We start from the raw sequence: 26796 nt of genomic DNA, 5'->3' as shown, positions 1-26796 counted from the left end.
GTCGCTGGCTCCGGACGTGGCATCAGGTCAACTCGGCGCGCTGGCCGGCGCCGCCATAGTGGCGGGTCTGGGGTGAGGAGCGGGTGATGGTCACTGGCGCGTAGTCGATGGTCGGTGGCCCGTCGCCGCTGTAGCGCGCCAGCGAGTGGGTCAGATAGCGATCATCGTCACGGGTTTGATAAGCGTCGAGCCGGACATGGGCGCCGCGCGACTCCTGGCGCTGGACCGCCGAGTGCGCCATCGCCTCGGCGACCTCCAGCATGAAACCCAGTTCGATGGCCGACAGCCATTCGGTGTTGAAGGCGCGGCTGCGGTCGTCGAGTTTGATCCCGGCGCGATAGCGCGCGCGCAGCCCGGCAAGCGTGTCGCAGGTGGCGCGCATACCGCTGTCCTCGCGGAAAATGCCGATGCCGGTCTCCATGCTCGCGCCCAGTTCATCGCGCAGGGTGGCGACGCGCTCGCCGGACTGGCACTCAAGCAGCGCCAGCAGACGTGAGGCGGATTCCTCGGCCTGTTGGCGGATGGAGCGCGAATCGCCGTCCGGCAGCTCGCGCGCATAGGCCGCCGCCCGTTCACCCGCGACTCTGCCGAAGACAACGATCTCGGCCAGCGAGTTCGAGCCGAGCCGGTTGGCGCCGTGAATGCCGACGCTTGAACATTCGCCCGCCGCATAGAGCCCCGGAAGCGCGGTCTCGGTCCAGCGGTTACAGGCGATGCCGCCCATGGTGTAATGCGCCGCCGGGCGGACCGGGATCGGCTGGGTGACCGGGTCGATGCCGACGAAGGTCCGCGCCACTTCGGTAATCAATGGCAGCCGCTCATGGATTTTCTGCGCGCCCAGATGGCGCAGATCCAGATTCACGACACGGCCCTGTGAGGTCTCGATGGTGTTGCCCTTCTGATCTTCATGCCAGAAGGCCTGCGACAGCCGGTCGCGCGGTCCCAGCTCCATCGCCTTGGGTCGCGGCCAGGGATCGAGCGGCCCCAGACCATAATCCTGAAGATAGCGGTAGCCGTGTCTGTTGGTGAGGATCGCGCCCTCGCCGCGACAGCCCTCGGTGATGAGGATGCCGGTGCCGGCCAGCGCGGTCGGGTGATACTGCACGAACTCCATGTCGCGCAACGCCACGCCATGCCGGTAGGCCATGCCCATGCCTTCGCCGGTGACGATGCCGGCGTTGGTATTCTGGCTGTAGACACGCGCCGCGCCGCCGGTGCAGAGGATGACCGTCTTGCAGTCGAAGAGAAAGAAGGCGCCGGTCGCGATCTCGATGGCGAGCACGCCACGCACCCGGCCATCCTCGACCAGCAGATCGGCGACGAAGAACTCGTCATAACGCCGGATGGCTGGATATTTGAGCGAGGTCTGAAAGAGCGTGTGCAGGATATGGAAGCCGCTCTTGTCGGCGGCGAACCAGGTGCGCTGCACCGTCATGCCGCCGAAGAAACGCACATTGACGCGCCCGTCGTCCTGACGGCTCCAGGGACAGCCCCAGTGTTCGAGCTGGATCATTTCCTCGGTGCAATGCTCGACGAAATACTGCACCGCATCCTGATCGCACAGCCAGTCGCCGCCGGAGACCGTGTCGTCGAAATGTTTGTCGAGCGAATCCTCGTCGCGGATCACGCCCGCCGAGCCGCCTTCCGCCGCCACCGTGTGGCTGCGCATTGGCACGACCTTGGAAATGAGTGAGATCGACAGGCCGGGATCGCTCTGATGGGCCGCAAGCGCCGCCCGCAATCCGGCGCCGCCGCCACCGACGACCACAATATCGCTCTTGATGATGTTCATCGCAGTTCCTGACATTCAGCGGGACAAGCCATTTACGGATGCAGGATAACAGAGGCATGGCGGCAGACGCACCAGACCAGGGTGCCGCCGCTCAGGATCGCGTCGCATGACCGCGCGGTCAGCGCCCGATTCCCGTCGCCCGTCATGCCGGGAAATACGCAGCGTATTTCTGGATCCACTCCAGAGCGGCCTCCTCGCTGGTGAGATCACGCCCTTCTGTCCTGAGGATCGTCTGACGGTAGTGCTCGATCTGACAGACCTGCTCGACCATGCGCACGCCGTACTCGGTCTCGATCCCCTCGAAGCGGACACCAACCTCGAAGACATCCTGATGCGGCTGACACCAGACGACCACCCCGTCAGCATTGAACACGGGTTCGGCGATGGGGATTTCGATATGAATGCGGGTGCCGCAGGGCATGGCGATGCGCGACGTGAAGCACAGTCCGCCCTTGCCGATGTTGCGCAGGTAATCGTTACGGTGGACGACCACCTCGCCCAGACGATAGTTGATCGGCACATCGGACGGATGACGCAAATACTGGCGCATGTGTTCAGGCATGGGCTTGGATCGATGCGGATGAGTGTGAGACAGAAGCATAGCGCAGGCTGAAAACCACCTGACCAACCTTCGCCTCGGTCGCCGGTCAGGTATATTGACGCCTTCCCCAGGCACTGTCCTGACCAACTCGCGGACCCTGATCGCCCATGACCCCGCATTGGACGCAGCAACTGGCGAGAGCCCTGCACGACGGGCGAACGACGACGCTGCCCGAGTCACGCCTCGACGCGCTTCTGCTCTGGTTGAGCAATCCCGAGAATCCGCACGCCGCTGATCTTGACGCAGCGATCAGCCACGTCGGACTGACCCGCCTCCAGGCCAGCGAGCGGGCCTACGAACTGCTTGATCAATTGCTCTTCGAGCATGCCGGGCCGCCTTCAGCGCGCACGCTCGGGCTGACCGCAAACACTGATCCGGCGCTGACCAAACAGCGTTACCGGCGGCTGATCCAGGTCTATCACCCGGATCGTCACTCGGACCACAACGACTGGGCCACGCGCCGCACCGAGCGCATCAACCTCGCGTTCAGCGCCTGCCAGGGACAGACTGGCACAGCGTCAGGTCGGGCATCCGCCAGCGCATCTGACGCCAGGCCATCCGGTTATCGCGCGGTCCTGGAAACGCTCTGGTCAATGGCGGCGAGTCGGCTGCGTCATGCCTGGGATCTCACCGCACCCTTCCCGCGCTGGCGTCTGGCGGGGCTCGGTGCGCTCGGGCTGCTGCTGATCGGTCTGTTTCTATCCTTCGACGAGCCGCCGCCAGTGCGTCCGGTCGCCATGCCGGTACCGTCGAACAGCATCCAGGCCGCGCCATCGAACCAGCGCCCGAACAGCGCGGCGCGTCCAACGGAGAGAAGGGAGATCGACGAGGCGGCGGTCAGTGACACCAAACCGCCCGCGCCCGCGCCAACCGAGAGCGTACCCGCGATCAGAACGGCAGAGAGTCGCCCGCCAGCGGAGGTCCACGACACCGAGCCATCGGCGCCAGCGCCACCGCCAGACGATCAGGAAAGGAGCCGAGACATCGCCGCAAGCGCGCCCGCACCTGCGCCGGATCCGGCTGTCAGTCCGCCGCCAGCTCCACCGGCATCATCCGCGCCGCAGACGGCAGTGATTCCGGCCCTGCCCGACAGATCTCCCCCGCCCGTTCCAGAGCAGACCGCGCCACGCGAGCCACGCCTGGCGATCCCGCCTGCGCCATCTCCCAGCCAGCCCATCTCGCCCACGCCACCCTCACCGCCTGCTCTGGCGCAACGCATGCCTTTGACCACGCCGAGCGCACCCGGCGGACTGTCGGCAGCCATCGATTGCCGATCCGTACCCGAGTTGCTGGGACGATTCCAGCAGGCTTATGACGCTGGCGATCTGGAACGACTCATGGCGCTCTACAGTCCGGCGGCACGCGAAAACAATTTCGACACCTGGTTCGGCATTCGCCAGACCTACGCCGCCTGGTTCAGCCAGACAGCCGTCCGCCGGATCCGTTTCGAACAACTGCGCGTGCAACCCACCGCTAACGGCGAACGCTGCGCCGCCACCGCCTTTTTCCAGGTGGCCTATCTGGATGCCCAGGGAGGGCTGACCAATCAGAACGGCGTGATTGAATTTCTGTTCGAGCCGCGCGGGGCCGAGCTGCTGCTGTTGCGGGTTCGCTATTAAACCGCGCCCAGTGCGGTATGCGATGTTTTTGGGTTGGATCGATCTTGGCGGAATCGATGACTGTCGGCGTTGGCGCGGTTAGGTGGTTTCCGGGAAAGTGTCTACCAGAGTCAAGGCTCCAAATGGACAGGATGAACAGGATGTCGCAGGATTCACAGGAGGTAAGCCATTGTTTTCTTCATCCTGTCAATCTTGAAAAATCCTGTGAATCCTGTCCATTCACGACCTCTCAGTGGGTAGATTGTTTTCAGGAAATCGCCTTAAACGGTCAGGCTCGCACAACCTGGATCCGCCGGCCCTGTGGGCTGATCTGCTCGTTGCCTGTCGTGCGCTCGGCGCTGGGCGGCTGGTTTGAACGCCGGTCGAAGATCACCAGCCAGCCGCTGTCCAGCCCCAACCCCGCCAGATAGGCGTCGAGCTGGGTCAGACCTTCGGTCAGTGGATCCGACGCGCCGTCGCGCCAGACCTTGATTTCAATCCCCAGCATGACCGCCCCGTAACGCAGGCAGAGATCCATCCGCCCCATGCCGATGGCGTATTCGCGTTCCAGCGTTCCGTCGCCGTTGATGACCCGGTGCAGAAAGGCCATGAGCACCAGATGCGGGGCGATTTCATGATAGGGCGCGCTCCGTAGCAGGGGTTCGCCGTGCTGGCGCCAGAAGACGAGGAAGGCGTCGAGCAATGCCGCAGGATTGAGCGTGCCATCGGCGTTGAGCCAGGTCGGGGCGATGCGGGGCAGCGAATCCTGTGGGCCGCTGGCGAGGGCGCGCGGCAGCACCTCGCGATAAATCGGATTGGCGACCACCAGCCCGCCCGCGCCGTCGCGGCGCAACAGACCCAGATCGACCAGATACTGGCGGTCATCCTCGGAGGCTTCGCCCGGCAGCGTACCGGCCAGCATCGGCTCGATGACACGGCGCACCCGGGGTTCCTGGAGTTTGTGCGCAAGCTGGTCCAGATGGGTGACGCGCTCGATGATCATCTGCTCCTTGGCCTGATCGATCAGCTCCAGGGTCACCGGCTGGGCGCGGTCGCGTCCGGCGCGAATCTCGAAACAGGCGCGATAGGCCAGGGCATTGACCAGCCACGGCTGGCCCTGGGTCAGTTCCCAGACCCGATCCAGCGCCTCGGGGGTGAACACCTGTCCCGTCTCGCGCGTATGTTCAAGCAGCAGTGTCGTCACCTCGTCGGCGTCGAAATCGCCCAGCCGCAACGATTTGGCCTTGATGTTGAAGGCGCTGCCGCCGGTGATGGGCGCTGACTCGGACGATGCATGGATGCGGTAGTCGCGCAGATCGCGCACCCCGCACAGGATGACGGTCTGTGGAAAGGCCGCCGGGCGCTGGGGATAGCCGGCGCGCAACTGGCGTAGCAGCGAGATCAGGGTGTCGCCAACCAGGGCATCGACCTCATCCAGCAGCAGCACCAGCGGCTGTGACGATTGTTCGCTCCAGCGACTGAGAAAGGCTTGCAGCGCCACCGTGGCGGCCTGTTCCGCCAGCACCTCACGGGCCAGTACAGCCAGATCCGGGGCTTGTGCCGACTGCCGCGTGCTGTTGGCAATGGCCTGGACGATACCGGTGATCGCCAGCACCACATTTTCGCGGGCCGCCTGAGCGGTTTCCAGATTGGTGTAGACCGCCCGATAACGCCCCTCCCGATTCAGATGCTCCATCAGCGCCAGCAGACAGGTGGTCTTGCCGGTCTGACGCGGGGCGTGCAGCAGAAAGTATTTCTTCTGGTCGATCAGGCTGAGAATCTCGTCCAGATCCCAGCGGGAGAGAGGCGGCAGACTGTAATGGTCTGCGGGTCGGATCGGACCTTCGGTGTTGAAAAAGCGCATGGGACACCTCGCGAAACGTGGGAACCCGCTTGCGGGCGGCTGGTGGGCAGCCGGAAGCTGCTTCAGGTCAGGCCAAGGCCAGTCGCCTGCGAACGGTATCTACGCTTGCTCCTCGCCCTGATCCAGCGGCTCGCGATAGCCGCATTCCTTCTGCGGACAGACCTTGGCCGCGCCCTTGGTCTTGGTGACCTTGATCGTCATCACCGCCCAGCCGCAGCGGGGACAGGGTTCGGCGATGGGTTCGTCCCAGACGGCATAGTCGCATTTGGGATAGGTGGAGCAGGAATAGAACAGCTTGCCGCGACGGGATTTTTTCTTCTGCAGCGTGCCCTTCTGGCACTTGGGACAGGTGACGCCGGTGTCTTCAGGCTTTTCCAGTGGCTCGATGTGCTTGCACTTGGGGTAGGCGCTGCAACCGATGAACTTGCCGTAGCGCCCGCGCTTGATCTCAAGCTGAGAGCCGCAGAGTGGACAGTCGCGGCCCTCGACGATCTCCGGCGCCTCGGCCTCCGCCTTGTCGGCGTTCAGGTCGCGGGTGTAATCGCAATCCGGATAGTTGGTGCAGCCGATGAAACGTCCGTTGCGTCCGAGCCGGATGGACAACTGCCCGCCGCACTTGGGGCAGGTCTCGTCGATCTTTTCCTGGGTGACATCGCTGCGCTTGACGTGCTCCTGGGTGTGATCGACCAGATCCTTGAAGGGCTTCCAGAAGCCTTCGAGCAGCGGCACCCAGTCTTCCTCGCCGCGCGACACCGCGTCCAACTGGTCCTCAAGCCGGGCGGTGAAGTCGTAGTCTACGTAAGAGGCGAAATAGTCGGTCAGGAATTTGTTGACCACCCGCCCCACGTCGGTCGGCAGAAAGCGCTTCTTGTCCAGCACCACATATTCGCGATCCTGGAGCGTGGAAATGATCGAGGCATAGGTCGAGGGCCGACCGATGCCGAATTCTTCCAGCTCCTTGACCAGCGAGGCCTCGGAATAACGCGGCGGCGGCTCGGTGAAATGCTGTTCGGCGCGGATCGCCAGCAGATCGACCAGATCGCCGACCTGCATCTCCGGCAGCATGCGTTCCTCGTCGTCGTCTGCGCCCTTGGCGTCGTCGCGGCCTTCGAGATAAAGACGCATGAAGCCCGGCTCGGCGACCACCGAGCCGGTGGCGCGCAACAGGTTGCCCTCGCCCGCTGCCAGATCGATGGCGACCTGATTGATGAGCGCGTGGGCCATCTGGCAGGCCAGGGTGCGTTTCCAGATGAGTTCGTAGAGACGGAACTGTTCGGGACTCAGATGGGCCTTGACCTGTGACGGCTCGCGCAGGATGGAGGTCGGACGAATGGCCTCGTGCGCCTCCTGCGCATTCTTGGCCTTGGTCTTGTACAGACGCGGCTGGTCCGGCAGATCATCGGCGCCAAAGCGTTCGGCGATATAGGCGCGGATCTCGGCGATGGCCTCCTGCGCCAGATTCACCGAGTCGGTTCGCATGTAGGTGATGAGACCGACCGCGCCGCCGCCGACATCGACGCCTTCATAGAGCTGCTGGGCCACGCGCATGGTGCGCAGCGCGGTGAAGCCGAGCTTGCGCGCCGCTTCCTGCTGGAGGGTCGAGGTGATGAAGGGCGGCGCCGGATGACGCTTGCGCTGTTTGCGCTCGACCTCTTCGACCTTGAGCTGACCCCTGGCAGCCAGCTCAAGCGCCTGCTTGACGCTGGCTGCACGGGACTCGTCGGTGATGCTGAACTGTTCGATTTTGTCGCCGCCGAAGAGTGTCAGCTTGGCGACGAAGGGCTTGCCGGTTTTGGCGGCATCGGCCTCGATGGTCCAGTATTCGCGCTGGACGAAGGCTTCGATCTCGGTCTCGCGCTCGCAGATGAGCCGTAGAGCCGGACTCTGCACCCGTCCCGCCGAGAGACCCCGACGGATCTTTTTCCACAGCAGTGGGGACAGATTGAAGCCGACCAGATAGTCGAGCGCACGCCGCGCCTGCTGGGCGTTGACCAGATCGTCCGAGATCTGACGCGGGTTGGCGATGGCCTCCTGCACCGCGCGCTTGGTGATCTCGTTGAAGACCACCCGATGCACCGGACGCTCGCCCAACTGCTTGCGGCCCTTGAGCAGTTCGTAGAGATGCCAGGAAATGGCCTCGCCTTCGCGATCCGGGTCAGTGGCGAGATAAAGCGTCTCCGCGTTTTTCAGCTTTTTGGCGATGGCCTGAACGTGCTTCTCGTTGCGGTCGATGATCTGATACTTCATCGCGAAGCCGTGCTCGGGATCGACCGCGCCCTCTTTGGGAATAAGGTCGCGCACATGCCCGTAAGAGGCGATGACCTCGAAATCGGGTCCGAGATATTTCTGGATGGTCTTGGCCTTGGCCGGCGATTCGACGATGACGAGGTTCATGCGGGGTTCTGGTTGGGGTGTCGTCTTATTAGGGTAAACCCATAACGCGCCGGGGCGTCAAGGGGAACTGACAAGGGACCAGCTTCCAGCTATCAGCCGCCAGCCTGTTCTGCTGGAAGCTGGTTTAAATTGCGTCCAGAGCGGCAGCCCAAGTTTCGAGTGAATTCGACCTTTGGCACATCGACGGCCCTTGGCAGTCATGCGGCTTATATATTTTTTAATACCTTAAACCGCGCCAGCTCTCACGGTCGTCGATGCTGCCAAGGTTGATCCAACCCAAAAACATCGCCTACCGCACTGGGCGCGGTTTAATGCAGATAAACCAGTTCGTCGTGATAAACGATGTCTTCCATCAGGGTGAAGGCGTCTTCCCGTCCGGGGCGGTTCATCAGCACCAGCAGCACGACCCATTTGACCTCGTCGATCATGACCAGCGGATGTTCGATGGCCAGCAGACGATCGATCGCCAGCTCGCGGCTGACCGGATCCAGGATGCCGTTCTGCTCCAGCGACAGCAGCAGTCCGCGCGCCTCGGTATCGAGTTTCTGACATTCGCTGTCGCTGTAGACGCGGATCGCGCCAGCGGTATGCGCATGATATTGCGGCGTCTCAACCCCCACCGCCAGCTCGTCGAGCCAGCGCAGGGCGTGGGCGATCTCCGTCTGGCTGAAGCCGGCCTGAGACAGTTCCTCTTCCAGATCGCTCTGGCTGACGGGTGGCTGGCCTTCGCCGTCCATATAATTCTCGTAAAGGTAGATCAGGACATCGACCATATTTTCGTACATCAGCCAACCTCTTGGACGCAGACAGGCGCCGATCCGCGCCCTGGAGGATCGTTATCCGACGCGACAGCGGCTATAGCGACCTCCAGGGACCGATGATACATGACCGCTCAATTCCAGGGTCAACAACATGGACGCGACCCGCTGGGCGGGCAGCCCGCTGCGCGCGATCAGCTCATCCGGCGCGACGGGATCGAAGCCCATGGCATCGAGCAGGCGTCGGGAGTCGGCGTCAAGCGCATCGCTGGACTGCCCGGGCGCTGGCACATCCGTACCCGTCGCCGGTGCCGCCAGGACTGACCGCAGCAGCGGCGCCAGCTCCGCCAGGATCTCGGCGGCGGATTCGACCAGCCGGGCGCCCTCGCGAATCAGCGCATGACAGCCGCGCGCGAGCGGGTTGAGGATCGAGCCGGGGACGGCGAAGACCTCGCGTCCCTGTTCGAGCGCGCAGCGGGCGGTGATCAGCGAGCCGCTCTTGAGCGCCGCTTCGGTGACCAGCACCCCCAGGCTCAGGCCGCTGATGAGACGGTTGCGGCGCGGAAAATGATGCGCCAGCGGCTCCTGTCCCGGCGGAAACTCGCTGACCAGCACGCCCGCATCGGCAATCCGGCGCGCGAGATCGCGATGGGACGCCGGATAGACCCGATCCGGCCCGGTTCCCAGCACCGCGATGGTGCGCCCGCGCTCCAGCGCGGCGGTATGGGCGACGCCGTCGATGCCGAGCGCGAGACCGCTGGAGACGAGCAGACCGAAATCGGTCAGCTCGCGGGCGAAGGTCCGGGTGATCTCGCGCCCGCCGGGCGTGGGATTGCGGCTGCCGACGATGGCGATCTGGGGTTCGCCGAGCAGACCGGCATCGCCGCGCACATAGAGCAGCGGCGGCGGATCGGGGATCTCGGCAAGCTGTGCTGGATAGCGCGGATCGGTTAGGGTCAGGATGTGGGCGGCAGGCTGCGCGGCCCAGGCGAGAATGGCGTCGATGCCGGCCTGATCCGGCGTTTTCAGGGCGGCGATAGCGGGCGCTTTGAGCCCGGCGGCGGTCAGGCGTTCGGCGGATGCCTGGAGAACCGCCGTCGGGCTGCCGAAATGGGCAAGCAGTTTGGAGACGGTGCGCGGGCCGACGCCTGGCGCATTGACGAGTGCGAGCCAGGCGTCGACCGGCTCGGAGTCAGCCTGGCGCAAGACGCGCTCAGGAACGCGGCGGAGCGACCCAGTCGCCCACGTTGATGGCGCGATACGTATTCATCACCAGGGCAAAGCTCACCCGCTCGAAGGTACGAAAGACCATGAGAATGCCAGCGCGCTCGAATGGCTTGAAATACTGGCTGTTTTCGCGTCGGAATTCGACATGCGGCGGCAGGGGCGCGGCGTCGGGCTCGTTCATGCGCCAGCCCTGGCGCACCTGATCGCGTCCGAACCAGAAGTCGGTCGAAAACGGACTTTCGTCACGCCAGTTGGTGACGAAGCTTCCGCCGCGCACCTGATCGCGTTCCCTGGTGCCGCCAATGAATGCCTCGAAAACATGGCCGACCTCAATGCGATCACGGGTGCCACGATTGATGGTCACGACATCGAACTGGCCGATCTGCGACACCCCGTTGAGCACCGACAGGATCCGGCCTTTGGTGCCGGGCGGCGCGGGCCGGGGGAAAAAGTTCTCCAGCGACTGTTCGAGCGCGGCGGGAATCACACGGTCGCCGATGGAGACCTCGCGTTCCGAGCGCGTCACCTGGAGCTTGGCTGGATCGCCGGTGCGTTCCAGCGTGAGATTGGCGATAAAGACCGCTTCGTATCCCAGGATTTCATTGGTGTCAGGATCGCGGAGCGCGTCGCCCGGACGCAGCGCCTGGAAATGGGTGTCAATGTTCGAGTCGATGCGCCGGACATAGATCGAATCGTGCAGACCGGCGACGATATGCTCGTCCGGAAAGCCGACCACATAGGCGGCACGCCTGATCTGATCCGAATCGGCGATGTAAGGCTGGGTCAGAAAGGGCGCGATGGACGAGATGGAAATGGTCGGCACGGCCGCTTTGAGCGACGAAACGCGCACCTGCGGACTGAGCCGCACCACGCGCATGCCGTCACGGGATCCGGTCGTGGTCTCACCGCCACGCGCCACCCGCACGCGCGGCTGACCATCGACCATCGTCAATTCCAGCACGTCGCCCGGATAGATGAGATTCGGATTATCGATCCCCGGATTGGCCTGCCAGATCTCGGCCCAGTGCCAGGGTTCGCGCAGATAACGCCCCGCGATGTCCCAGAGCGTATCCCCCGCGCGCACCACATAGGTCTGCGGGGCATCGGGTGCGAGTTCGACGGCCTGCACCGGAGACATCGGCAACAGCAAGAGACCGGCGAGGAGAGAGACGGCGGCGAAAGGGTTTATGATGGCGCGCATGGTTCCTCCTGGATGGTCGAAGCGGGATTCACCCGACCCTGTCAAGGGGTGTAGTATTTGCGCGATAGTAGCGCACGCGAATCGATTCCATCCACCCGTTTACCGCAAAGAACGATGCCAAAGCTCGATATCCTCACCTTCCCCGATCCCCGACTGCGCAACAAGGCGCTGCCCGTCACACAGGTTGACGCAGACATCCGCCGTCTGGTCGATGACATGCTCGAAACCATGTATGCCGCACCCGGCATCGGTCTGGCAGCACCCCAGGTCAATATCTCGCGGCGGGTGGTGGTGATCGACACCTCGGAGCACAAGGACACGCCGCTGTGCCTGATCAATCCGAACATCCTGTCAGCCGAAGGCCGCGAGCAGATGGACGAGGGCTGTCTGTCGGTCCCCGGTTTCTTCGAGACGGTCACCCGCGCCGAGTGGATCAGAATCGAGGCGCTCGACCGCGACGGCAACCCCTTCACGCTCGACGCCGATGGCTTGCTCGCCGTCTGCATTCAGCATGAGATCGATCATCTGGACGGCAAGCTCTTCGTCGATCACATCTCGATGCTCAAACGCCAGCGCATCAAGCACAAACTGCTGAAAGACCAGCGTCAGGCCGCATCCGGCAACCCGCCCAAGCGGGGCGTTCTCTAAATTGGACAGGATTAACAGGATGAATCAAGATTAACAGGATCAAAAACAATGAATTGAAAATCCTGTCCATCCTGGAAAATCCTGTTAATCCTGTCTAAATAATTGCTCAAGTTATGACCTCGCTCAAAATCATTTTCGCCGGAACGCCCGAGTTCGCGGTCCCGAGTCTTGCCGCGCTCATCAATGCCGGTCTGAAGCCGGTTGCGGTCTACACCCAGCCGGATCGCCCCGCCGGGCGCGGACAGAAGCTCCAGATGAGCCCGGTCAAGCTCCTGGCACAGACCAGCGGCATTCCGGTCTTCCAGCCCGAGAGCCTGAAAAAAGATCCCGATGCGGTCGCCCAACTGCGCGCACTCGACGCCGATCTGATGGTGGTGGTGGCCTATGGTCTGCTACTGCCGGCCTCGGTCCTGGAGGCGCCCCGTCTGGGCTGTGTCAATGTCCATGCCTCGCTGCTCCCACGCTGGCGCGGCGCGGCGCCGGTCCAGCGCGCGGTGCTGGCCGGGGATGCCGCAAGTGGCGTTTGCATCATGGGCATGGAGGCCGGGCTGGACACGGGACCGGTCTACCATCGGGTGGAGACGCCGCTCGATCCGCACGAGACCGGCGGCAGTCTGCATGACCGGCTGGCGACCCTCGGCGCTCAGGCATTGATCGATGCCCTGCCGGGCATCGCCGATGGCTCCAGGCTTCCCGAGCCCCAGGACGACACCCAGGCGACCTACGCCCACAAACTGAGCAAGGACGAGGCGCGGATCGACTGGACTCAGCCCGCCGAGGCCATCGAGCGTCAGGTGCGCGCCTTCAATCCCTGGCCGGTCGCCCAGACCAATCTCGATGGCGCCAGTCTGCGCATCTGGGACGCACTGGCTGATCCGGTCGCGACTCAGTCGCCGCCCGGCACAGTCGTCGCCACCGACAAAAGCGGCATCGCCGTCGCCACCGGACAGGGCGTCCTGCGTCTCACCCATCTTCAGCCCGCCGGAAAAAAGCCCATGAGCGCCGCCGATTATCTCAATGCACGACACCTGGACGGCGCGCGGTTTGGCTGATCTCAGCACATCCCAAACCGCATTCCGTCATCCAGCCGGCGCCGAGGCGCGCGCCGCTGCGGCGCTGGCGCTGCATCGGGTGCGTGATCGCGGCCAGTCGCTGACGCGGGTTCTGCAAACGCCGCAGTCGTCGTCCGGTTCCGCCGATCAGGCGCTGATCCAGGAGCTGTGCTACGGCGTGCTGCGGATGCTGCCCCGACTGGAGGCGCTTGCCGCCCGTCTGCTCAAGCGCCCGCTGAAAAAAAACGACCGCGATCTGGATGCACTGATCCTGCTCGGGCTCTATCAGCTCCTGGCCATGAACACCCCGGCACACGCCGCCGTTGCCGCCACCGTCGAGGCCAGCCGTCTGCTCGGCAAGCCCGACAAGGCCGCGCTGGTCAATGCCCTGCTGCGACGCTTTCTGCGCGAACGCGAGTCGCTGCTGGCCGAGGTCGATCAGGATCCGGCGATGCGCTGGCTCTTCCCCGACTGGCTGCTGACCCGTCTGCGCGCCGACTGGCCGGACGACTGGGAGCGAATCGTTGAGGCCAGCAACGCCCGTCCGCCGATGTCGCTGCGGGTCAATCGCACCCGTCTCGACCGGGATGATTACGCACAACGACTGGCGGCGGCGGGACTTGGCGTCCAGCCCATCGACGGCTGCGAGATGGGCCTGATGCTCGATCAGCCCTGTCCGACCCGTGACCTGCCGGGCTTCGCTGAGGGTCTGGTGTCGGTTCAGGACGGCGGCGCCCAGCTTGCCGCGCAACTGCTCGACGCCCAACCCGGACAGCGGGTGCTCGACGCCTGCGCGGCGCCCGGCGGCAAGACCGCCGCCATCCTGGAGCGGGCCGGCAACGCGCTGGATCTGCTCGCGCTCGACAGCGACGCAACCCGTCTGAAAAGCGTGCACGCGACCCTGACCCGGCTCGGTCTCTCGGCTCAGGTCGTGGCCGGCGACGCCTCAGCGCCGACAGGCGACTGGACCGCGCGACCCTTCGACCGCATTCTGCTGGATGTCCCCTGCTCGGCTACCGGCGTCATCCGCCGTCATCCTGACATCAAGTGGCTCAAGCGCGCCGACGACATCCCGACCCTTGCCGCCGTGCAGGCGCGCATGCTGGACGCCATCTGGCCCCTGCTCGCGCCCGGCGGTCGTCTGCTCTATGCGACCTGCTCACTGCTGACCGACGAGAATCACCACCAGATCGCGGCCTTTCTCGCCCGCCAGCCCCAGGCCCGCGAGCTGCCGCTGCTGACCGATCCGGATCAGGCCATGCCGCATGGACGTCAGTTGCTGCCGACGCCGGGCGGCACGGACGGCTTCTTTTATGCCCTGATCGAGAAACTCAGCGCATGACGCCCGGACGTGCAACAGGTCTGCGGCTGTCCCTGGCTCTGGGTCTGCTGCTGGTTCTGATCTCATCCGCCATGGCGAAAGATCCGTTCCGGGTCGAGCAGATCCAGACCCGTCTTGACGGTGGCGTCTATTACCTGAACGCCAGCATCGATTACCGATTCAGCGATGAGGCGCTGGAGGCGCTGGACAATGGTGTGCCACTGACCATCGTGACGCATATCCAGGTCAGACGGGTCAACGCCTGGCTGTGGGAGGACAGCCTGCTTGATCTGCAATTACGTCATGCCATCCGTTACAAGCCACTGTCGGCCCGTTATGAGGTCTACCGGATCCCCGGCGATCACGGGCGCGGTTTCGAGACCCGCGAGGCGGCGATCCGCGCGCTTGGCGCCTTCACCGATCAGCCGCTTCTGAACCAGGATGAACTGGAGCCGGAACAGGAGTACGAGGTCCAGATCCAGGTCGCACTGGATATTGAGGAACTGCCGCTGCCACTGCGGCCGCAGGCCTATCTGACGCGCGCCTGGAAGCTCTCCAGCAAGTGGAGCAAGTGGCCATTAACGCCTTGAGCCGGCTGCGCGGACTGGGCACCCTGCCGGTCGCGGCGCTGATCGCCGGACTCTTCGTGGTGCTGGTGCTGATGCGCGATGCGGTGCAGAACTCCGAATCGCTGAGTCGCGCCTTCGTGCCGCTGCTGTCGCTGGTGCTCGCCGGGCTGCTGGTGCTGGTGGCGCTGGTGATCGTGAACGTGGTCAAGCTGGTGCGGCGTTATCGTCGTCAGGCCGCCGGCTCGCGACTGACCGCACGCATCGTGGCGCTCTTCGCCGTCATCTCGCTGCTGCCGGTGGGCGTGGTCTATTATTTTTCGCTCGGTTTTCTGCTGCGCGGGATCGATAGCTGGTTCGATGTCAAGATCGGACAGGCCATGCAGGATGCGCTGGTGCTCAATCAGGCCTCGCTGGATCTCAATCAGCGGGTGCTCGGCAAATATACCGAACAACTGCTGGCCGGCATCGATGACCAGTCAGGCACCGCCGTCGCCCTGACCCTGAACAGTCTCCGCCGTCAGGCCGGCGCCATTGAACTGACCGTCTATACCTCCGGCGGCCAGGTGCTCGGCACCGCCAATGAGGATCCCACCCAACTGGTGCCCAATCATGCCGACCGCGAGATCCAGCAGGGTGTGCGTGGCGGTGCCAATTATGTGGGACTGGAGACCGGCCCCGGCGAGGAGCTGATGGTGCGCGCACTGGTGCAGGATCCGCGTGGCCGTCCGATGCAGATGCAGGCGATCTTCCCGACCTCAGCGCGCATCAGTGCACTCTCCGCACGGCTGGAAGGCGCCTATGACCGCTATACCGAGCTGGCCTATCTGCGCCAGTCGCTCAAGTTCAGCTTTTCGCTGACCCTGTCGCTGGTGCTGCTGTTCGGACTCATGGCCGCGCTGATCGCCGCCTTCCATACCGCGCGGCGACTGGTGGCGCCGGTCGCCGACATCGCCCGTGGCACCCGCGCCATCGCCGAGGGCGATTATGAGCAGGAAATTCCCCTGCCCCGACATGACGACGAACTCACCTTTCTGGTGTCCTCCTTCAACGCCATGTCGCGCCGCATCGCCCGCGCCCGCGACGCGGCCCAGCGCAGCCAGCAGGCGGTCGAGACACAGCGCAATTATCTGGAGACCGTGCTCGGACGGCTCTCGTCAGGCGTGGTCGCCTTCGACGACAGCCAGCGCCTGCGCACCGCGAATCCGGCCGCGCGTACCATCCTGGATTTGAATTTCGCGAACGAAGCGGGACCGACGCTCGAACGCATCGAACAGGATCAGCCCTGTCTCGTACCCTGGGTCGAGACCGTCCGTCGCCATCTCGCCGCCGGTCAGGTGTGGCGCGCCGAGGTGACCCTGCAACGCGGTGAGGGCAATCAGACACTCCTGTGTCGCGGCAGTCCGCTGCCCCTGCCGGACTCAGACCAGCGGGGCCATGTCGTGGTCTTCGACGACATCACCTCGCTCATCACCGCCCAGCGCAATGCCGCCTGGGGCGAGGTGGCGCGCCGCCTGGCGCACGAGATCAAGAATCCGCTCACACCGATCCAGCTATCCGCCGAGCGGCTGCGCCATAAGCTGCTGCCCAAGGCCGACGAGGCCGATGCCAAAATCATCGACCGCTCGACGCGCACCATCATCGCGCAGGTCGAGGCCATGAAGTTGATGGTCAACGACTTCTCGGACTATGCCCGCAGCCCCAAAAGCAAACCCCAGCCGCTGGTCTTCGACCAACTGGCCCGGGAGGTACTGGATCTTTATCGCAGCGCCGGCACGCCCGCCCTGGAAATTGCGTTACGGGCGGACGGGATTCAGGTCCAGGGCGATCCGTTGCGACTGCGTCAGGTGCTGCACAATCTCATCAAAAACGCCCAGGAGGCATTGGAAGGCCGCGCCTCCGCACGCATCGTCGTGACCACGGAGCGGATCGAATCCGCAGACGCCGCCTTCGTCCAGCTTGAGGTCGCCGATAACGGGCCCGGCTTCGAGGCGCATCTGCTGGAGCGCCTGTTCGAGCCCTATGTCACCACCAAGACCAAGGGGACCGGACTGGGTCTGGCCATCGTCAAGAAGATAATTGAGGAGCACGGCGGTATGATCATGGTTGAAAACATCGGCGAGGGCGCCCTGATCAGGGTCCGGCTGCCGGTCTGGCAGGCCGCGCAGGCGGTTCAGGGGCGGGGACAACAGGCGGACACATGAGCGCAACACATATCCTGGTGGTGGACGACGAGCCCGACATTCGCGGTCTGGTGCAGGAAATTCTCGAAGACGAAGGCTATGCCGTCGCCATCGCGGAGAATGGCGAGGCCGCACGGCACGCCCTGCGCAACCATCGTCCGGATCTCATTCTGCTGGACATCTGGATGCCCGACCTGGACGGCATCACGCTGCTGAAGGAATGGGCGGAAGACGACGCCCTGCCCTGCCCGGTCATCATGATGTCCGGTCATGGCACGGTCGAGACGGCGGTCGAGGCCACCCGGCTCGGCGCCTATGACTTTCTCGAAAAGCCGCTGTCGATGGCCAAGCTGCTGCTCACGGTGGAACGCGCGCTGGAGGCCGAGAAGCTCCAGCAGGAAAACATCGGGCTCAAACGCCGCGCGCCACAGGTGCATGAACCGGTGGGACGCAGCGCCGCCATGCAGCGGCTGCGCGAACAGGTCAAGCGCATCGCCCAGCATGACACCTGGGTGCTCATCACCGGCGATGCCGGCAGCGGACGCGAGACCTTCGCCCGCTATCTGCACTCGCAGAGCGCACGCCGTGAGCGTCCCTTCGTCGATCTCAGCGTGTCTTCGCTGGCCGGCGGCAATGCCTCGCGCGAACTCTTCGGCAGCGAGGACGGCGAGCAGACCCATTACGGCAGTCTGGAGAAGGCCGCCGGCGGGACCCTGCTTCTCGACGAGGTCGCCGACATGGACTGGGATGCTCAGTCCAAGCTCCTGGGCGCGCTCGACAGCGGCTCATTCCTGCGCGTCGGCGGCAGCGAGCCGGTGCGCATTGACGTGCGCATCATCGCCGTCACCCAGCGTAATCTGGAAGAAGAGGTGCGCTGCGGCCGTTTTCGCGAAGACCTTTTCTACCACCTGAACGTGGTTCCGCTGAACGTCCCGCCGCTGCATGAGCACGCCGAGGATGTGCCGGATCTGCTGAATTTCTATCTGGACTATTTCGCCACCCACGAAAAACTGCCCTATCGCCGCTTCAGCGTCGGCGCGCAGAATTTTCTGCGCAACTATGGCTGGCCGGGCAATGTGCGCGAGCTCAAGAATCTGGTGCAGCGTGTCCTCATTCTCGGCGCGGGCGACGAGATCAGCCAGAAAGAGGTCGAGAGCGCGCTCGGCGCACCGTCCCCGGTGCAGATCCAGACCCTCGAAGGACTGGTCTCATTCGACCAGCCGTTACGCACGGCGCGCGAGCAGTTCGAGAAGGCGTATCTGGATTATCAACTCGAAAAGCACGCCGGCAACGTCAGCAAGATGGCCAAGGAGGCCGGGATGGAGCGCACCCATCTCTATCGCAAGCTGCGCTCGCTGGGGATTGAGATCAAAGAAAGGCGATGAGGAGCCACCAGCTTCTAGTGCAGCATTGCAGATGTCCCGAGACCGTCTCTGATCGTTGTCGTTGTCGTCGGCTTGCGAATCTTCGATTACGACAACGACAACGACAACGAACGGGCTTGGGATTTCTAAGGTGCTGCACTAGCTATCAACGGAGTCGCAGCCCTTGGCTGGAAGCTGGCGGCTGGAAGCTGGCGGCTGGATGAAAATCATCATCCTCGGCGCCGGCCAGGTCGGCGCCTCGGTGGCGGCCAACCTGGTCAGCGAGGCCAACGACATCACCGTCGTGGACCATAACCCCGAGCTGCTGCGCGAACTCCAGGAGCGGTTCGATCTGCGCACGGTGCAGGGTCATGGCGCGCATCCCGACGTGCTGGCGCGCGCCGGGGCCGATGACGCCGACATGATCATCGCCGTCACCAACAGCGACGAAACCAACATGGTCGCCTGTCAGGTGGCCTACACCCTCTTTCATACCCCGACCAAGATCGCGCGGGTGCGGGCCCAGAGCTTTCTCGATCAGCCCAAGCTCTTTGGCAGCGATGCGCTCCCCATCGATGTCGCCATCAGCCCCGAGGCACTCGTCACCGACTACATCCTGCGTCTGATCGAAAATCCGGGGACGCTTCAGGTGCTCGATTTTGCCGGCGGACGCATCCGGCTGGTCGCGGTCAAGGTCTATCACGGCGGCCCGCTTGTGGGACAGGAACTGCGCGTGCTGCGTGAGCGCATGCCGCAGGTGGAGGCCAGGATCGCCGCCATCTACCGTCAGGATCGCGCCATCGAGCCGGAGGGTGACACCGTCATCGCGGCCGACGACGAGATCTTTTTCGTCGCCGCGCCCATCCATATCCGCGCGGTCCTGAGCGAGCTGGGGCGTCTGGATCATCCGTACAGGCGCCTGATCGTTGCCGGCGGCGGCAATATCGGCACCCGTCTGGCGAAGGCGCTGGAACCGGGTTTTCGCGTCAAGCTCATCGAACGCGATTTCAAACGCTGCAAACGCATCGCCGAGGATCTGGACAAGACCATCGTGCTGCATGGTGACGCCGCCGATCAGGAGCTGCTGCTGGAGGAGAACATCGAAAACACCGATGTCTTCTGCGCCGTCACCAACGATGACGAGGCCAATATTCTGTCCGCCATGCTCGCCAAGCGTCTCGGCGCACGCAAGGTCATGGCGCTCATCAATCGCGCCTCCTATGTGGACCTAGTGCAGTCCGGCATCGTCGATATCGCCATCTCGCCCCAGCAGGCCACCATCGGCAGTCTGCTCAAGCATGTGCGACGTGGCGACGTGGTGATGGTGCATTCACTGCGGCGCGGCGCCGCCGAAGCGATTGAGGCCATCGCGCACGGCGACGAGCTGTCCAGCAAGGTGGTCGGACGGCGCATCGGCGAGCTGAATCTGCCCAAAGGGGCCAGCATCGGCGCACTGGTGCGGGGCAATGAGGTGGTGATCGCGCATCACGATACGGTCATCCAGGCCGAAGACCATGTCATCCTCTTTCTCCAGGACAAACGCCGGATTCACGAGGTGGAGCGTCTGTTCCAGGTCGAGGTCACCTTTCTCTGATGAAGTTCGCCGCCGTCCAGAAGATCCTGGGGCTCCTGCTCATGGTCTTCAGTTTCAGCATGCTGCCGCCGGTCGCAGTCGCGCTCATCGATGGGGGTGGTCAGGCCTGGCCCTTCCTGATCGCCTTCGCCATCATCCTGGGTGCGGGACTCGCGATTTTCCTGCCGGTCAGACAGTCCAGCCATCCCATGCGGCTGCGCGACGGCTTCCTGGTGGTGGTGCTCTTCTGGGTGACCCTGGGACTGGCCGGCGCACTGCCGTTCGTGCTGGCGCCGCTTCCGGACCTGTCACTCACCGACGCCATCTTCGAGTCCATGTCCGGTCTGACGACGACCGGCGCCACCGTCATTATCGGCCTGGACGACCTGCCCCGCTCCATTCTCTTCTACCGTCAGCAGCTCCAATGGTTCGGCGGCATGGGCATCATCGTGCTGGCGGTGGCGGTGCTGCCCATCCTCGGTGTCGGCGGCATGCAGCTCTATCGCGCCGAAATGCCCGGCCCCATGAAGGACACCAAACTCACGCCGCGCATCGCCGAGACCGCCAAGGCGCTCTGGTACATCTATCTGTGGATGACGATTGCCTGCGCACTCGCTTACTGGGGCGCCGGCATGAACCTGTTCGACGCCATCGGACACGCCTTCTCGACCGTCGCCATCGGCGGCTTCTCAACCCACGATCTGAGCCTGGGCTATTTCAACAGCACCCTGATCGAGCTGATCGCCGTGGTTTTCATGCTGCTGGCCGGCATCAACTTCGCGCTGCATTTCGTCGCCGTGCATCGGCAGGATCTGCGGATCTATGTCCGCGACAGCGAGTTCCGCTTTTACATCCTGGTCATGACACTGGTCATCGTGACCGTCGTCCTCGGACTCATCCACACCGGCACCTATGACACCTGGGGCGAGGCGCTGATCAAAGGGGTCTTTCATGCCGTCTCCATCGGCACCACCACCGGCTTCAGCACGACCGAGTTCTATTTCTGGCCGCCCTTCCTGACCATTCTGCTGCTGTTCACCAGCTTCGTGGGCGGCTGCGCCGGGTCCACCGGCGGCGGCATCAAGGTCATCCGCTTTCTGCTCCTGATCAAGCAGGGCGTGCGCGAGATCGAGCGGCTCATCCACCCGAATGCACAGATCCCGGTGCGCGTCGGCGGCAAGAGCGTCAACCATCGCGTGGTGGATGCGGTCTGGGGCTTTTTTTCGCTCTATATCGCCTGTTTCGTCGTCATGTATCTGCTGCTTGCCGCGACCGGCCTGGATTTGGTGACAGCCTTCTCGGCGGTGGCCGCCTGCATCAACAATCTCGGCCCTGGTCTGGCGCAGGTTGGCGCCCACTACGCCGATCTTGAGGATCCGGCAAAATGGATACTCTGCGTCGCCATGCTGCTCGGACGCCTGGAAATCTTCACCCTGCTGGTGCTGTTGAGTCCGGCCTTCTGGCAGCGGTAAACCCAAATGGTCGTGGATGCGCCAAACCTCGAACTGAGTCGAAACCCAGCCTCCCGCCCTGAACGCAGTGTAATTATTTTTAAATATTGATTGAAACCCTGTTTCGCCAGTTACATCTTGCGAGCACGATACTGATACCGCTCAGCACCCACACCAGCCACTTTGAACGCAGCCAGGTCAAACATGAACGCACTCCGTCGGCTCACCATCAAAAATCGACTCTGGATCCTGTCCGGATTCCTGGTCGTCACGCTTATGCTTGCCCTGACTCTGGCCCTGCTGGAGATGCGCAGGCTGCTCATGGATGAAAAAACCGTGCAGGTCGCGCAACTGGTGGAAACGGCCGAGAGCATCCTGAGCGAGCATCAAAAGCGCGCCGCCAGCGGCGAACTGAGCGAGGCGGACGCCCGGGCCGCTGCGTTACGAGTCCTGGCCGGTTTGCGTTATGACGGCGACAATTACTTCTGGGTCAACGATCTGGATGCAAAAATCGTCATGCATCCCATCAAGCCCGAGCTGAATGGGACGGATGCCCGCACTCAGACCGATGCCAACGGCAAGCCTTTCTTCGCGGAGATCGCAGAACGCGCGCGAACCGATGGCAAGGGTCTCGTCAATTATGTCTGGCCCAAGCCGGGCCACAGCGAGCCGGTGCCCAAGATCGCCTATTTCCACTCCTTTCCCGCCTGGGGCTGGGTGGTGGCGACCGGCATTTATGTCGATGACGTCAACGCCCTGTTCTGGCAGCGGGCGGTCGTCATTGGCGGTTTCGGACTGGCGCTGCTGCTGGTGGCGCTGCTGCTGACCACGCTCATCGTGCGTTCGGTCGTGACACCGGTACATGAGGCCGCGCTCGCCATGCTCGGCATCGCGACCGGAGACGGCGATCTGACACAGCGTCTGGACGCCAGTGGACGCGATGAAGTCACCGAAATGGCCTCCGGCTTCAACCAGTTCGCAGCCAAGACCGAGCGCATGGTGATCGCCGTCGGCGCCGCCACCAGCGAAATCGCCTCGGCGGCCGAGGAGTTATCCGCCATTACCCAATCCAACCGCACTGGACTGGACCGCCAGCAGAGCGAGGCCCAGCAGGTCGCAACCGCCGTCAACGAGATGTCGGCCACCATCCAGGAAATCGCCAGAAATGCGGAAGAAGCGGCGGCGGCGGCCTTCGCCGCCGATCAAAGCGCCCAGCAGGGCGGCGAAACGGTCAACGGTGTGGTGAACGCGAACCGGCAGTTGGCCCAGGAGGTCGAGCAGATCGCCGCCAGCATCCGCCGTTTCAGCGCGGAGAGCCTGTCCATCGGCACGGTCGTGGACGTGATTCGCGGGATCGCCGAGCAGACCAATCTGCTGGCCCTGAACGCCGCCATCGAAGCGGCGCGGGCTGGCGAACAGGGACGTGGTTTCGCCGTGGTTGCTGACGAGGTCAGGACACTCGCCAGTCGCACGCAGCAGTCCACCAGCGAGATCCAGAAGATGATCGAAAATCTCCGCGCCGGTGCCCAGGAGGCCGTCGCCGCGATCCACAAAGGCGAGGTCATCACCGCTGAAACGCTCACTCATGCCTCACAGGCGCAGGAAGCACTGGATCGGATCGTGCGGACGATCGGCAATATTCGCGACATGAATACCCAGATCGCCAGCGCAGCCGAAGAGCAGGCAGCGGTCGCGCAGGAAATCGATCGCAGCGTGGTCAACATCTCGGATCTGTCGGACGAGAGCGCAAAAAATTCCGAGCACACGGCTGGCGCCAGTCTGGAATTATCGCGCCTGAGCACGGATCTGGCCTTGCTGGTCGGTCAGTTCAAGGTGAGCAACGGGCGCTGAACCAGACCTGTCAATGCGGTGGCATCCGGTCCAGATTCACCCGGCTCAGAATGAAATCCGCGATGATGCCGGCATCATCGAGCGGCAGTATTGGCGGATGTACGCCATCGGGCAGCGGGTCGGCGGTGGCAACGGCGATGATGTCCGCATCGTCCGGATAAAGCGGCGCCTGACCGAGCACGGCGCGATAGATCTCGATCTTGGGATAACGCGCATGCTTGAAACCCTCGACTACGATCAGATCGAGAGGCTCCGGCGCAAAGCGCGTCAGCATCGCACGCAGATCCGGGTCGGTCTCTTTTAGCGGGTTTTCGACCTGCAAGGCCCAGCGTTGACGGGAGGCCAGCAGGGTCTGCGCCGCGCCAGCGGCGCGGATCTCAAAGCTGTCCTTGCCTGGCACGTCCAGATCGAATGTGTGATGTGCATGTTTGAGATAGCCGACCCGCAGCCCGCGCGCATGGAACACTGCGACCAGCCGACGCAGCAGGGTCGTCTTGCCGCTGCCGCTCGGCCCCACGAAACCAATCACCGGTCGATTTTCGGTCGTGCCATGTTCGTCGGGGAGAACCCGATTCTCAACGCACATCGGCATTCCCCTTGAGCATCCCGATCACGGCAGACAGCTCTTCGCTCGCCTCGCCGATTACATCGACATCCTGACCGCTTGTCGTGGAAAAGCCCAGACCCAGCTTGAAATAGGCCGGCGTCTCTTCATGACGCGGCAGCGGACCCCGCGATTCTGACTGATTCAAACGATAGAGCCGCGCCACCAGCACGATGTCGCAGTAATCGGGCTGATCGCTCGTGTCGCGGTACCAGTTGCCCGACTCGCGCACGACCTGCACGACCTCGGGACCGAGCCCCCAGTAACGGATGACCAGCTCGCCCACCAGGATCCGCAGCCGCAGGATGACCGCTTCCAGCTCGTCGTCATCGATCTCACGCTGATAGCGACTGACATAGTCGAGGATGGGAATGACCCCGACATCATGCACCAGTCCCGCCAGCAGCGCCTCTTCGGGATGGAAGCCCTGGCAATGCCGGGCGATGACAAAACTCAGCGCCGAAATATGCACGCTGCGGTTCCAGACCGCCTTCATCCGGTGCTTCATCAGCGGCGAACGGGTCTTGAAGACCTGCTGCATCGCCAGACTGACGACCGTCGCGCGGGTAACCTCCAGACCGAGTCGGATGATGGCGCTGCGTACATCCGCAGTGGGTTTGGAGCCACGATAAACCACACTGTTGGCGAGCCGGATCAGCCCGCCAGTCACCGCCGGATCCATCTGGACGATGCGCGCCAGCCGTGCCGAATTGATATGCGGATCCTGCATCGCCTCCTGGATCGCACGCGCCACCTTCGGCAGCGAGGGCAAGGCCAGTTCGCCGCTCTTGCACGCCTGACAGAACCGGCCCAGCAGCGCCGTCTCAGTCGTGCTGAATTCCAGCGCATCGAGCAAATCCTCCGCAACAGGCGGATCGCCGCTCAGGCTCTCGTAAAGCTGACGATCCAGACGCAGCAGTTCGACCTCGCTCAGGGCCACGGCATGATCCAGCAGCCGATCCGTCACGAACAGCGGCTGACAGGCCCGCAGCGAACCGGCCTCGATGATCTCTTTTTCGCTGTCCGTCACGAGACAGAGCCTGCCCGCCAGCAGATACCCGATCCAGGGATATTCCTGTGTGGCGGTAAGTTTTTTGCCGGTCGGCACCACCGCGATCTGACCGCTGGCGGCCAGACGTGCGCGCTGATCCCGGTGCAGTCGATGAACCGGGATCAGATCATCCAGTGTCGAAGCGGAGAGTGTGTGAGTCATCCGGTCATCCATCCGTTCAGTGAGCGTCGGCAGACATTTTTGCACGACCCTTTTTCGCTCCGGTTAATTCTGGCCCCTGGGACAGCTTTTGCATCGCTTACCGTCCCTGTATTTCTTGCAGCACTTGTCTTTCTTCTTTTTGCCCATGAGCGTGATTCCTGTTAAACCGCGTCGCGTGCGGTATGTGATGTTTTTGGTCTTGACAGAGCCCCTGAAACACATATGATGAGAATAATTCTTAAAAAGAAAGCCGCCGACTCCCCGCCAGCCATTCCGCGTCGTCTCTGCCGGATCGCCACGCCGGGTGTTTCATCCGACCACTGCACGGGAGATACGCCATGTCCGCGATCAGCGACCGCCTCGATATCGATGATCTGACTCAACTCGCCGCGCCGGAGCTGCGCGGTCGGCTCGCGACCCTGATCCGTCAATATGCACACCAGCGATCCGTCGAACTGGCTGAGACCATCCTCTGTCACATCGAGGCGCTGTGTCTGCACCCGGCTGACTGCCGCGATGCCGAGCAGTTGTGCGCCTATCGCCGTCTGGCGCGTCACTGGCGCTGGCTTGCCGCGAGTCAGCGCGTCCCGCTGACCAGCAGCTTCGCCTGAGACTGTCAACGCCATGACAAACCATCCCGATCAACGTCCCGCCGCTGGAGATCCGCGACCATGACACGCACTCAACACACCCCTCCGCCCCCCGCATCGCGTTTCCCGCGCATCGCGCCAGCGATGACGACGGCGCTGCTGCCGCAGGCGCTCATTATCGGCGTGATGCTCGGCGGATTCCTGTGGAGCGGGCCGACTGGACCAACCGTCACCGGCGCGCCCGCCTCAATCAGTCCGGCCATGCCCTAACCACCGGCGCGGAGCACACGCCAAAGCAGCGCGCCGACACCCGTGGTCAGTCCCAGCATCCACAGACCCGGCCCGGCCCCCGGATCGACCCCGAGCGGCAAGGGGATGGCCGTCTGCGCCATCAGCAGCAACCCCGCATACCAGGCCGGATAATCCCAGGGAAAATGAACCGGGCTGGCGAGCAGACAGAATGCAAAACCGGCCAGATAGAGAATGATCAGGATCGCCAGCACCAGCGCCGCTGCGCCGGGACCGGCCAGCGATTCAGGCGCCCAGCCCGTCAGGGCGAGACTGGCGACATCCAGCGCCAGACCAATGGCTGCCGCCGCGATCAATCCCATGAGCGGCATCCGCGCCAGCGTAACCGGATCGAGCCGACGCTGCAGAATGGGCAGCAGCACCAGCATCCAGATGCTCAGAAATGCCGCGTCAGGACCGGCCAGCGCAACGTCGCCCTGCCCGCCCGTCAGCTCCCGCCAGGCGGTCGAGAGCGTCAGGGCGGTGATCGCGGCGATCAAAGCCAGCCAGACGCCATGACGCCGCGACCAGTCCGGCCACCAGGCCGCCAGAGCGATGAGCATCGACCAAAAGATAAGAATCATGAGGGTCGTCATCGCATCCGGTTGCTCAGGTGAGGTTGCCGGATCAGGGGCGCGTTTGCCATTAAGCTTAAGG

The 26796-nt window shown here is 63.7% G+C and carries 22 protein-coding genes; 12 read left to right on the top strand and 10 right to left on the bottom strand.

Translation table 11 applies throughout. The annotated features are described in order from the left end of the window. Positions 1-22: 22 nt before the first annotated feature. Both frdA and EDC35_RS00540 read right to left on the bottom strand, forming a co-directional pair. Entirely contained in the window at positions 23-1792 is a 1770-nt protein-coding gene (gene frdA, locus EDC35_RS00545; protein WP_132974903.1) for a fumarate reductase (quinol) flavoprotein subunit, read from the bottom strand. 142 nt (positions 1793-1934) lie between these two features. Next, complete coding sequence (locus tag EDC35_RS00540; protein WP_243651350.1) at positions 1935-2354, bottom strand: PilZ domain-containing protein; 420 nt, start codon at positions 2352-2354, stop codon at positions 1935-1937. A 146-nt stretch (positions 2355-2500) separates the two neighbouring features. Here EDC35_RS00540 and EDC35_RS00535 point away from each other — a divergent pair, with 146 nt between their 5' ends. Continuing rightward, positions 2501-4012, top strand: coding sequence for a J domain-containing protein (locus EDC35_RS00535; RefSeq protein ID WP_132974902.1), 1512 nt, complete (start codon positions 2501-2503; stop codon positions 4010-4012). Between the two features lie 268 nt (positions 4013-4280). Here EDC35_RS00535 and EDC35_RS00530 read toward each other — a convergent pair whose 3' ends face one another. From EDC35_RS00530 to EDC35_RS00510, 5 genes are all read right to left on the bottom strand, one after another. Beyond that, on the bottom strand, positions 4281-5855 hold the full coding sequence (locus EDC35_RS00530; protein WP_132974901.1) for an AAA family ATPase: 1575 nt from the start codon (positions 5853-5855) through the stop codon (positions 4281-4283). Positions 5856-5954: 99 nt separating this feature from the next. Beyond that, on the bottom strand, positions 5955-8249 hold the full coding sequence (gene topA, locus EDC35_RS00525; protein ID WP_132974900.1) for a type I DNA topoisomerase: 2295 nt from the start codon (positions 8247-8249) through the stop codon (positions 5955-5957). A gap of 308 nt (positions 8250-8557) precedes the next feature. Then, positions 8558-9034 carry a Smg family protein gene (locus EDC35_RS00520; RefSeq protein WP_132974899.1) on the bottom strand — a complete coding sequence of 159 codons (477 nt, stop codon included), beginning with the start codon at positions 9032-9034 and terminating at the stop codon, positions 8558-8560. A gap of 51 nt (positions 9035-9085) precedes the next feature. Further along, positions 9086-10213, bottom strand: coding sequence for a DNA-processing protein DprA (gene dprA / locus EDC35_RS00515; protein ID WP_132974898.1), 1128 nt, complete (start codon positions 10211-10213; stop codon positions 9086-9088). Between the two features lie 7 nt (positions 10214-10220). Further along, positions 10221-11435 (bottom strand): LysM peptidoglycan-binding domain-containing protein, encoded by a 1215-nt coding sequence (locus EDC35_RS00510; RefSeq protein WP_132974897.1) that lies wholly within the window; start codon positions 11433-11435, stop codon positions 10221-10223. Positions 11436-11549: 114 nt separating this feature from the next. Between EDC35_RS00510 and def the strand changes: the two genes are divergently transcribed. The 9 genes from def to EDC35_RS00465 all read left to right on the top strand — a co-directional run bounded on the left by def (position 11550) and on the right by EDC35_RS00465 (position 23444). Then, complete coding sequence (def, locus tag EDC35_RS00505; protein ID WP_132974896.1) at positions 11550-12083, top strand: peptide deformylase; 534 nt, start codon at positions 11550-11552, stop codon at positions 12081-12083. A gap of 113 nt (positions 12084-12196) precedes the next feature. Beyond that, the gene (fmt, locus tag EDC35_RS00500; protein ID WP_132974895.1) at positions 12197-13135 is read left to right on the top strand and encodes a methionyl-tRNA formyltransferase; all 939 of its coding nucleotides are present in this window, start codon (positions 12197-12199) and stop codon (positions 13133-13135) included. After that, positions 13101-14477 (top strand): 16S rRNA (cytosine(967)-C(5))-methyltransferase RsmB, encoded by a 1377-nt coding sequence (rsmB, locus tag EDC35_RS00495; protein WP_132974894.1) that lies wholly within the window; start codon positions 13101-13103, stop codon positions 14475-14477. Before fmt ends, rsmB begins: the two co-directional genes overlap by 35 nt. After that, positions 14474-15046, top strand: coding sequence for a DUF4390 domain-containing protein (locus tag EDC35_RS00490; protein ID WP_132974893.1), 573 nt, complete (start codon positions 14474-14476; stop codon positions 15044-15046). The genes rsmB and EDC35_RS00490 overlap by 4 nt, the downstream gene beginning before the upstream one ends. After that, the gene (locus EDC35_RS00485; protein ID WP_132974892.1) at positions 15028-17226 is read left to right on the top strand and encodes a sensor histidine kinase; all 2199 of its coding nucleotides are present in this window, start codon (positions 15028-15030) and stop codon (positions 17224-17226) included. The genes EDC35_RS00490 and EDC35_RS00485 overlap by 19 nt, the downstream gene beginning before the upstream one ends. Continuing rightward, on the top strand, positions 17223-18590 hold the full coding sequence (locus EDC35_RS00480; RefSeq protein WP_132974891.1) for a sigma-54-dependent transcriptional regulator: 1368 nt from the start codon (positions 17223-17225) through the stop codon (positions 18588-18590). Before EDC35_RS00485 ends, EDC35_RS00480 begins: the two co-directional genes overlap by 4 nt. A 199-nt stretch (positions 18591-18789) precedes the next feature. After that, positions 18790-20163 (top strand): Trk system potassium transporter TrkA, encoded by a 1374-nt coding sequence (gene trkA / locus EDC35_RS00475; RefSeq protein WP_132974890.1) that lies wholly within the window; start codon positions 18790-18792, stop codon positions 20161-20163. After that, positions 20163-21614 (top strand): TrkH family potassium uptake protein, encoded by a 1452-nt coding sequence (locus tag EDC35_RS00470; RefSeq protein ID WP_132974889.1) that lies wholly within the window; start codon positions 20163-20165, stop codon positions 21612-21614. Before trkA ends, EDC35_RS00470 begins: the two co-directional genes overlap by 1 nt. A gap of 183 nt (positions 21615-21797) precedes the next feature. Next, positions 21798-23444, top strand: a complete 1647-nt coding sequence (locus EDC35_RS00465; RefSeq protein WP_132974888.1) for a methyl-accepting chemotaxis protein — start codon at positions 21798-21800, stop codon at positions 23442-23444. A 10-nt stretch (positions 23445-23454) separates the two neighbouring features. On the opposite strand, the gene mobB is transcribed toward EDC35_RS00465, so the two are convergent. Both mobB and EDC35_RS00455 read right to left on the bottom strand, forming a co-directional pair. Further along, a complete protein-coding gene (gene mobB / locus EDC35_RS00460) occupies positions 23455-24030 on the bottom strand; it encodes a molybdopterin-guanine dinucleotide biosynthesis protein B (RefSeq protein ID WP_132974887.1) in 576 nt (191 codons plus the stop codon). Next, positions 24020-25261 (bottom strand): HDOD domain-containing protein, encoded by a 1242-nt coding sequence (locus EDC35_RS00455; RefSeq protein WP_132974886.1) that lies wholly within the window; start codon positions 25259-25261, stop codon positions 24020-24022. Before EDC35_RS00455 ends, mobB begins: the two co-directional genes overlap by 11 nt. 338 nt (positions 25262-25599) lie before the next feature. Here EDC35_RS00455 and EDC35_RS00450 point away from each other — a divergent pair, with 338 nt between their 5' ends. Both EDC35_RS00450 and EDC35_RS00445 read left to right on the top strand, forming a co-directional pair. Next, positions 25600-25872, top strand: a complete 273-nt coding sequence (locus EDC35_RS00450) for an ATP dependent RNA helicase (RefSeq protein WP_132974885.1) — start codon at positions 25600-25602, stop codon at positions 25870-25872. A 60-nt stretch (positions 25873-25932) separates the two neighbouring features. Next, on the top strand, positions 25933-26121 hold the full coding sequence (locus tag EDC35_RS00445; protein WP_132974884.1) for a hypothetical protein: 189 nt from the start codon (positions 25933-25935) through the stop codon (positions 26119-26121). Here EDC35_RS00445 and EDC35_RS00440 read toward each other — a convergent pair. Further along, the gene (locus EDC35_RS00440; RefSeq protein WP_132974883.1) at positions 26118-26723 is read right to left on the bottom strand and encodes a hypothetical protein; all 606 of its coding nucleotides are present in this window, start codon (positions 26721-26723) and stop codon (positions 26118-26120) included. The two genes, EDC35_RS00445 and EDC35_RS00440, sit on opposite strands and share 4 nt — an antisense overlap. Between the last annotated feature and the right edge of the window lie 73 nt (positions 26724-26796).

This window comes from Thiobaca trueperi (genome assembly GCF_004342175.1).
Taxonomy (GTDB): domain Bacteria; phylum Pseudomonadota; class Gammaproteobacteria; order Chromatiales; family Chromatiaceae; genus Thiobaca; species Thiobaca trueperi.
Note: the sequence above shows the minus strand (reverse complement) of the source record. Positions and strands in the feature narration are given on the sequence as shown.

Excerpts from the sequence above, each read along its gene's own strand:
- EDC35_RS00520 (WP_132974899.1), bottom strand. The coding sequence starts at position 9,034 with ATGTACGAAAATATGGTCGATGTCCTGATCTACCTTTACGAGAATTAT.
- fmt (WP_132974895.1), top strand. The coding sequence starts at position 12,197 with ATGACCTCGCTCAAAATCATTTTCGCCGGAACGCCCGAGTTCGCGGTC.
- EDC35_RS00455 (WP_132974886.1), bottom strand. The coding sequence starts at position 25,261 with ATGACTCACACACTCTCCGCTTCGACACTGGATGATCTGATCCCGGTT.
- EDC35_RS00480 (WP_132974891.1), top strand. The coding sequence starts at position 17,223 with ATGAGCGCAACACATATCCTGGTGGTGGACGACGAGCCCGACATTCGC.
- trkA (WP_132974890.1), top strand. The coding sequence starts at position 18,790 with ATGAAAATCATCATCCTCGGCGCCGGCCAGGTCGGCGCCTCGGTGGCG.
- EDC35_RS00530 (WP_132974901.1), bottom strand. The coding sequence starts at position 5,855 with ATGCGCTTTTTCAACACCGAAGGTCCGATCCGACCCGCAGACCATTAC.
- EDC35_RS00510 (WP_132974897.1), bottom strand. The coding sequence starts at position 11,435 with ATGCGCGCCATCATAAACCCTTTCGCCGCCGTCTCTCTCCTCGCCGGT.
- def (WP_132974896.1), top strand. The coding sequence starts at position 11,550 with ATGCCAAAGCTCGATATCCTCACCTTCCCCGATCCCCGACTGCGCAAC.
- EDC35_RS00535 (WP_132974902.1), top strand. The coding sequence starts at position 2,501 with ATGACCCCGCATTGGACGCAGCAACTGGCGAGAGCCCTGCACGACGGG.
- EDC35_RS00450 (WP_132974885.1), top strand. The coding sequence starts at position 25,600 with ATGTCCGCGATCAGCGACCGCCTCGATATCGATGATCTGACTCAACTC.
- EDC35_RS00490 (WP_132974893.1), top strand. The coding sequence starts at position 14,474 with ATGACGCCCGGACGTGCAACAGGTCTGCGGCTGTCCCTGGCTCTGGGT.
- EDC35_RS00540 (WP_243651350.1), bottom strand. The coding sequence starts at position 2,354 with ATGCCTGAACACATGCGCCAGTATTTGCGTCATCCGTCCGATGTGCCG.
- EDC35_RS00440 (WP_132974883.1), bottom strand. The coding sequence starts at position 26,723 with ATGATTCTTATCTTTTGGTCGATGCTCATCGCTCTGGCGGCCTGGTGG.
- topA (WP_132974900.1), bottom strand. The coding sequence starts at position 8,249 with ATGAACCTCGTCATCGTCGAATCGCCGGCCAAGGCCAAGACCATCCAG.
- mobB (WP_132974887.1), bottom strand. The coding sequence starts at position 24,030 with ATGTGCGTTGAGAATCGGGTTCTCCCCGACGAACATGGCACGACCGAA.
- EDC35_RS00470 (WP_132974889.1), top strand. The coding sequence starts at position 20,163 with ATGAAGTTCGCCGCCGTCCAGAAGATCCTGGGGCTCCTGCTCATGGTC.
- EDC35_RS00445 (WP_132974884.1), top strand. The coding sequence starts at position 25,933 with ATGACACGCACTCAACACACCCCTCCGCCCCCCGCATCGCGTTTCCCG.
- EDC35_RS00465 (WP_132974888.1), top strand. The coding sequence starts at position 21,798 with ATGAACGCACTCCGTCGGCTCACCATCAAAAATCGACTCTGGATCCTG.
- frdA (WP_132974903.1), bottom strand. The coding sequence starts at position 1,792 with ATGAACATCATCAAGAGCGATATTGTGGTCGTCGGTGGCGGCGGCGCC.
- rsmB (WP_132974894.1), top strand. The coding sequence starts at position 13,101 with ATGCACGACACCTGGACGGCGCGCGGTTTGGCTGATCTCAGCACATCC.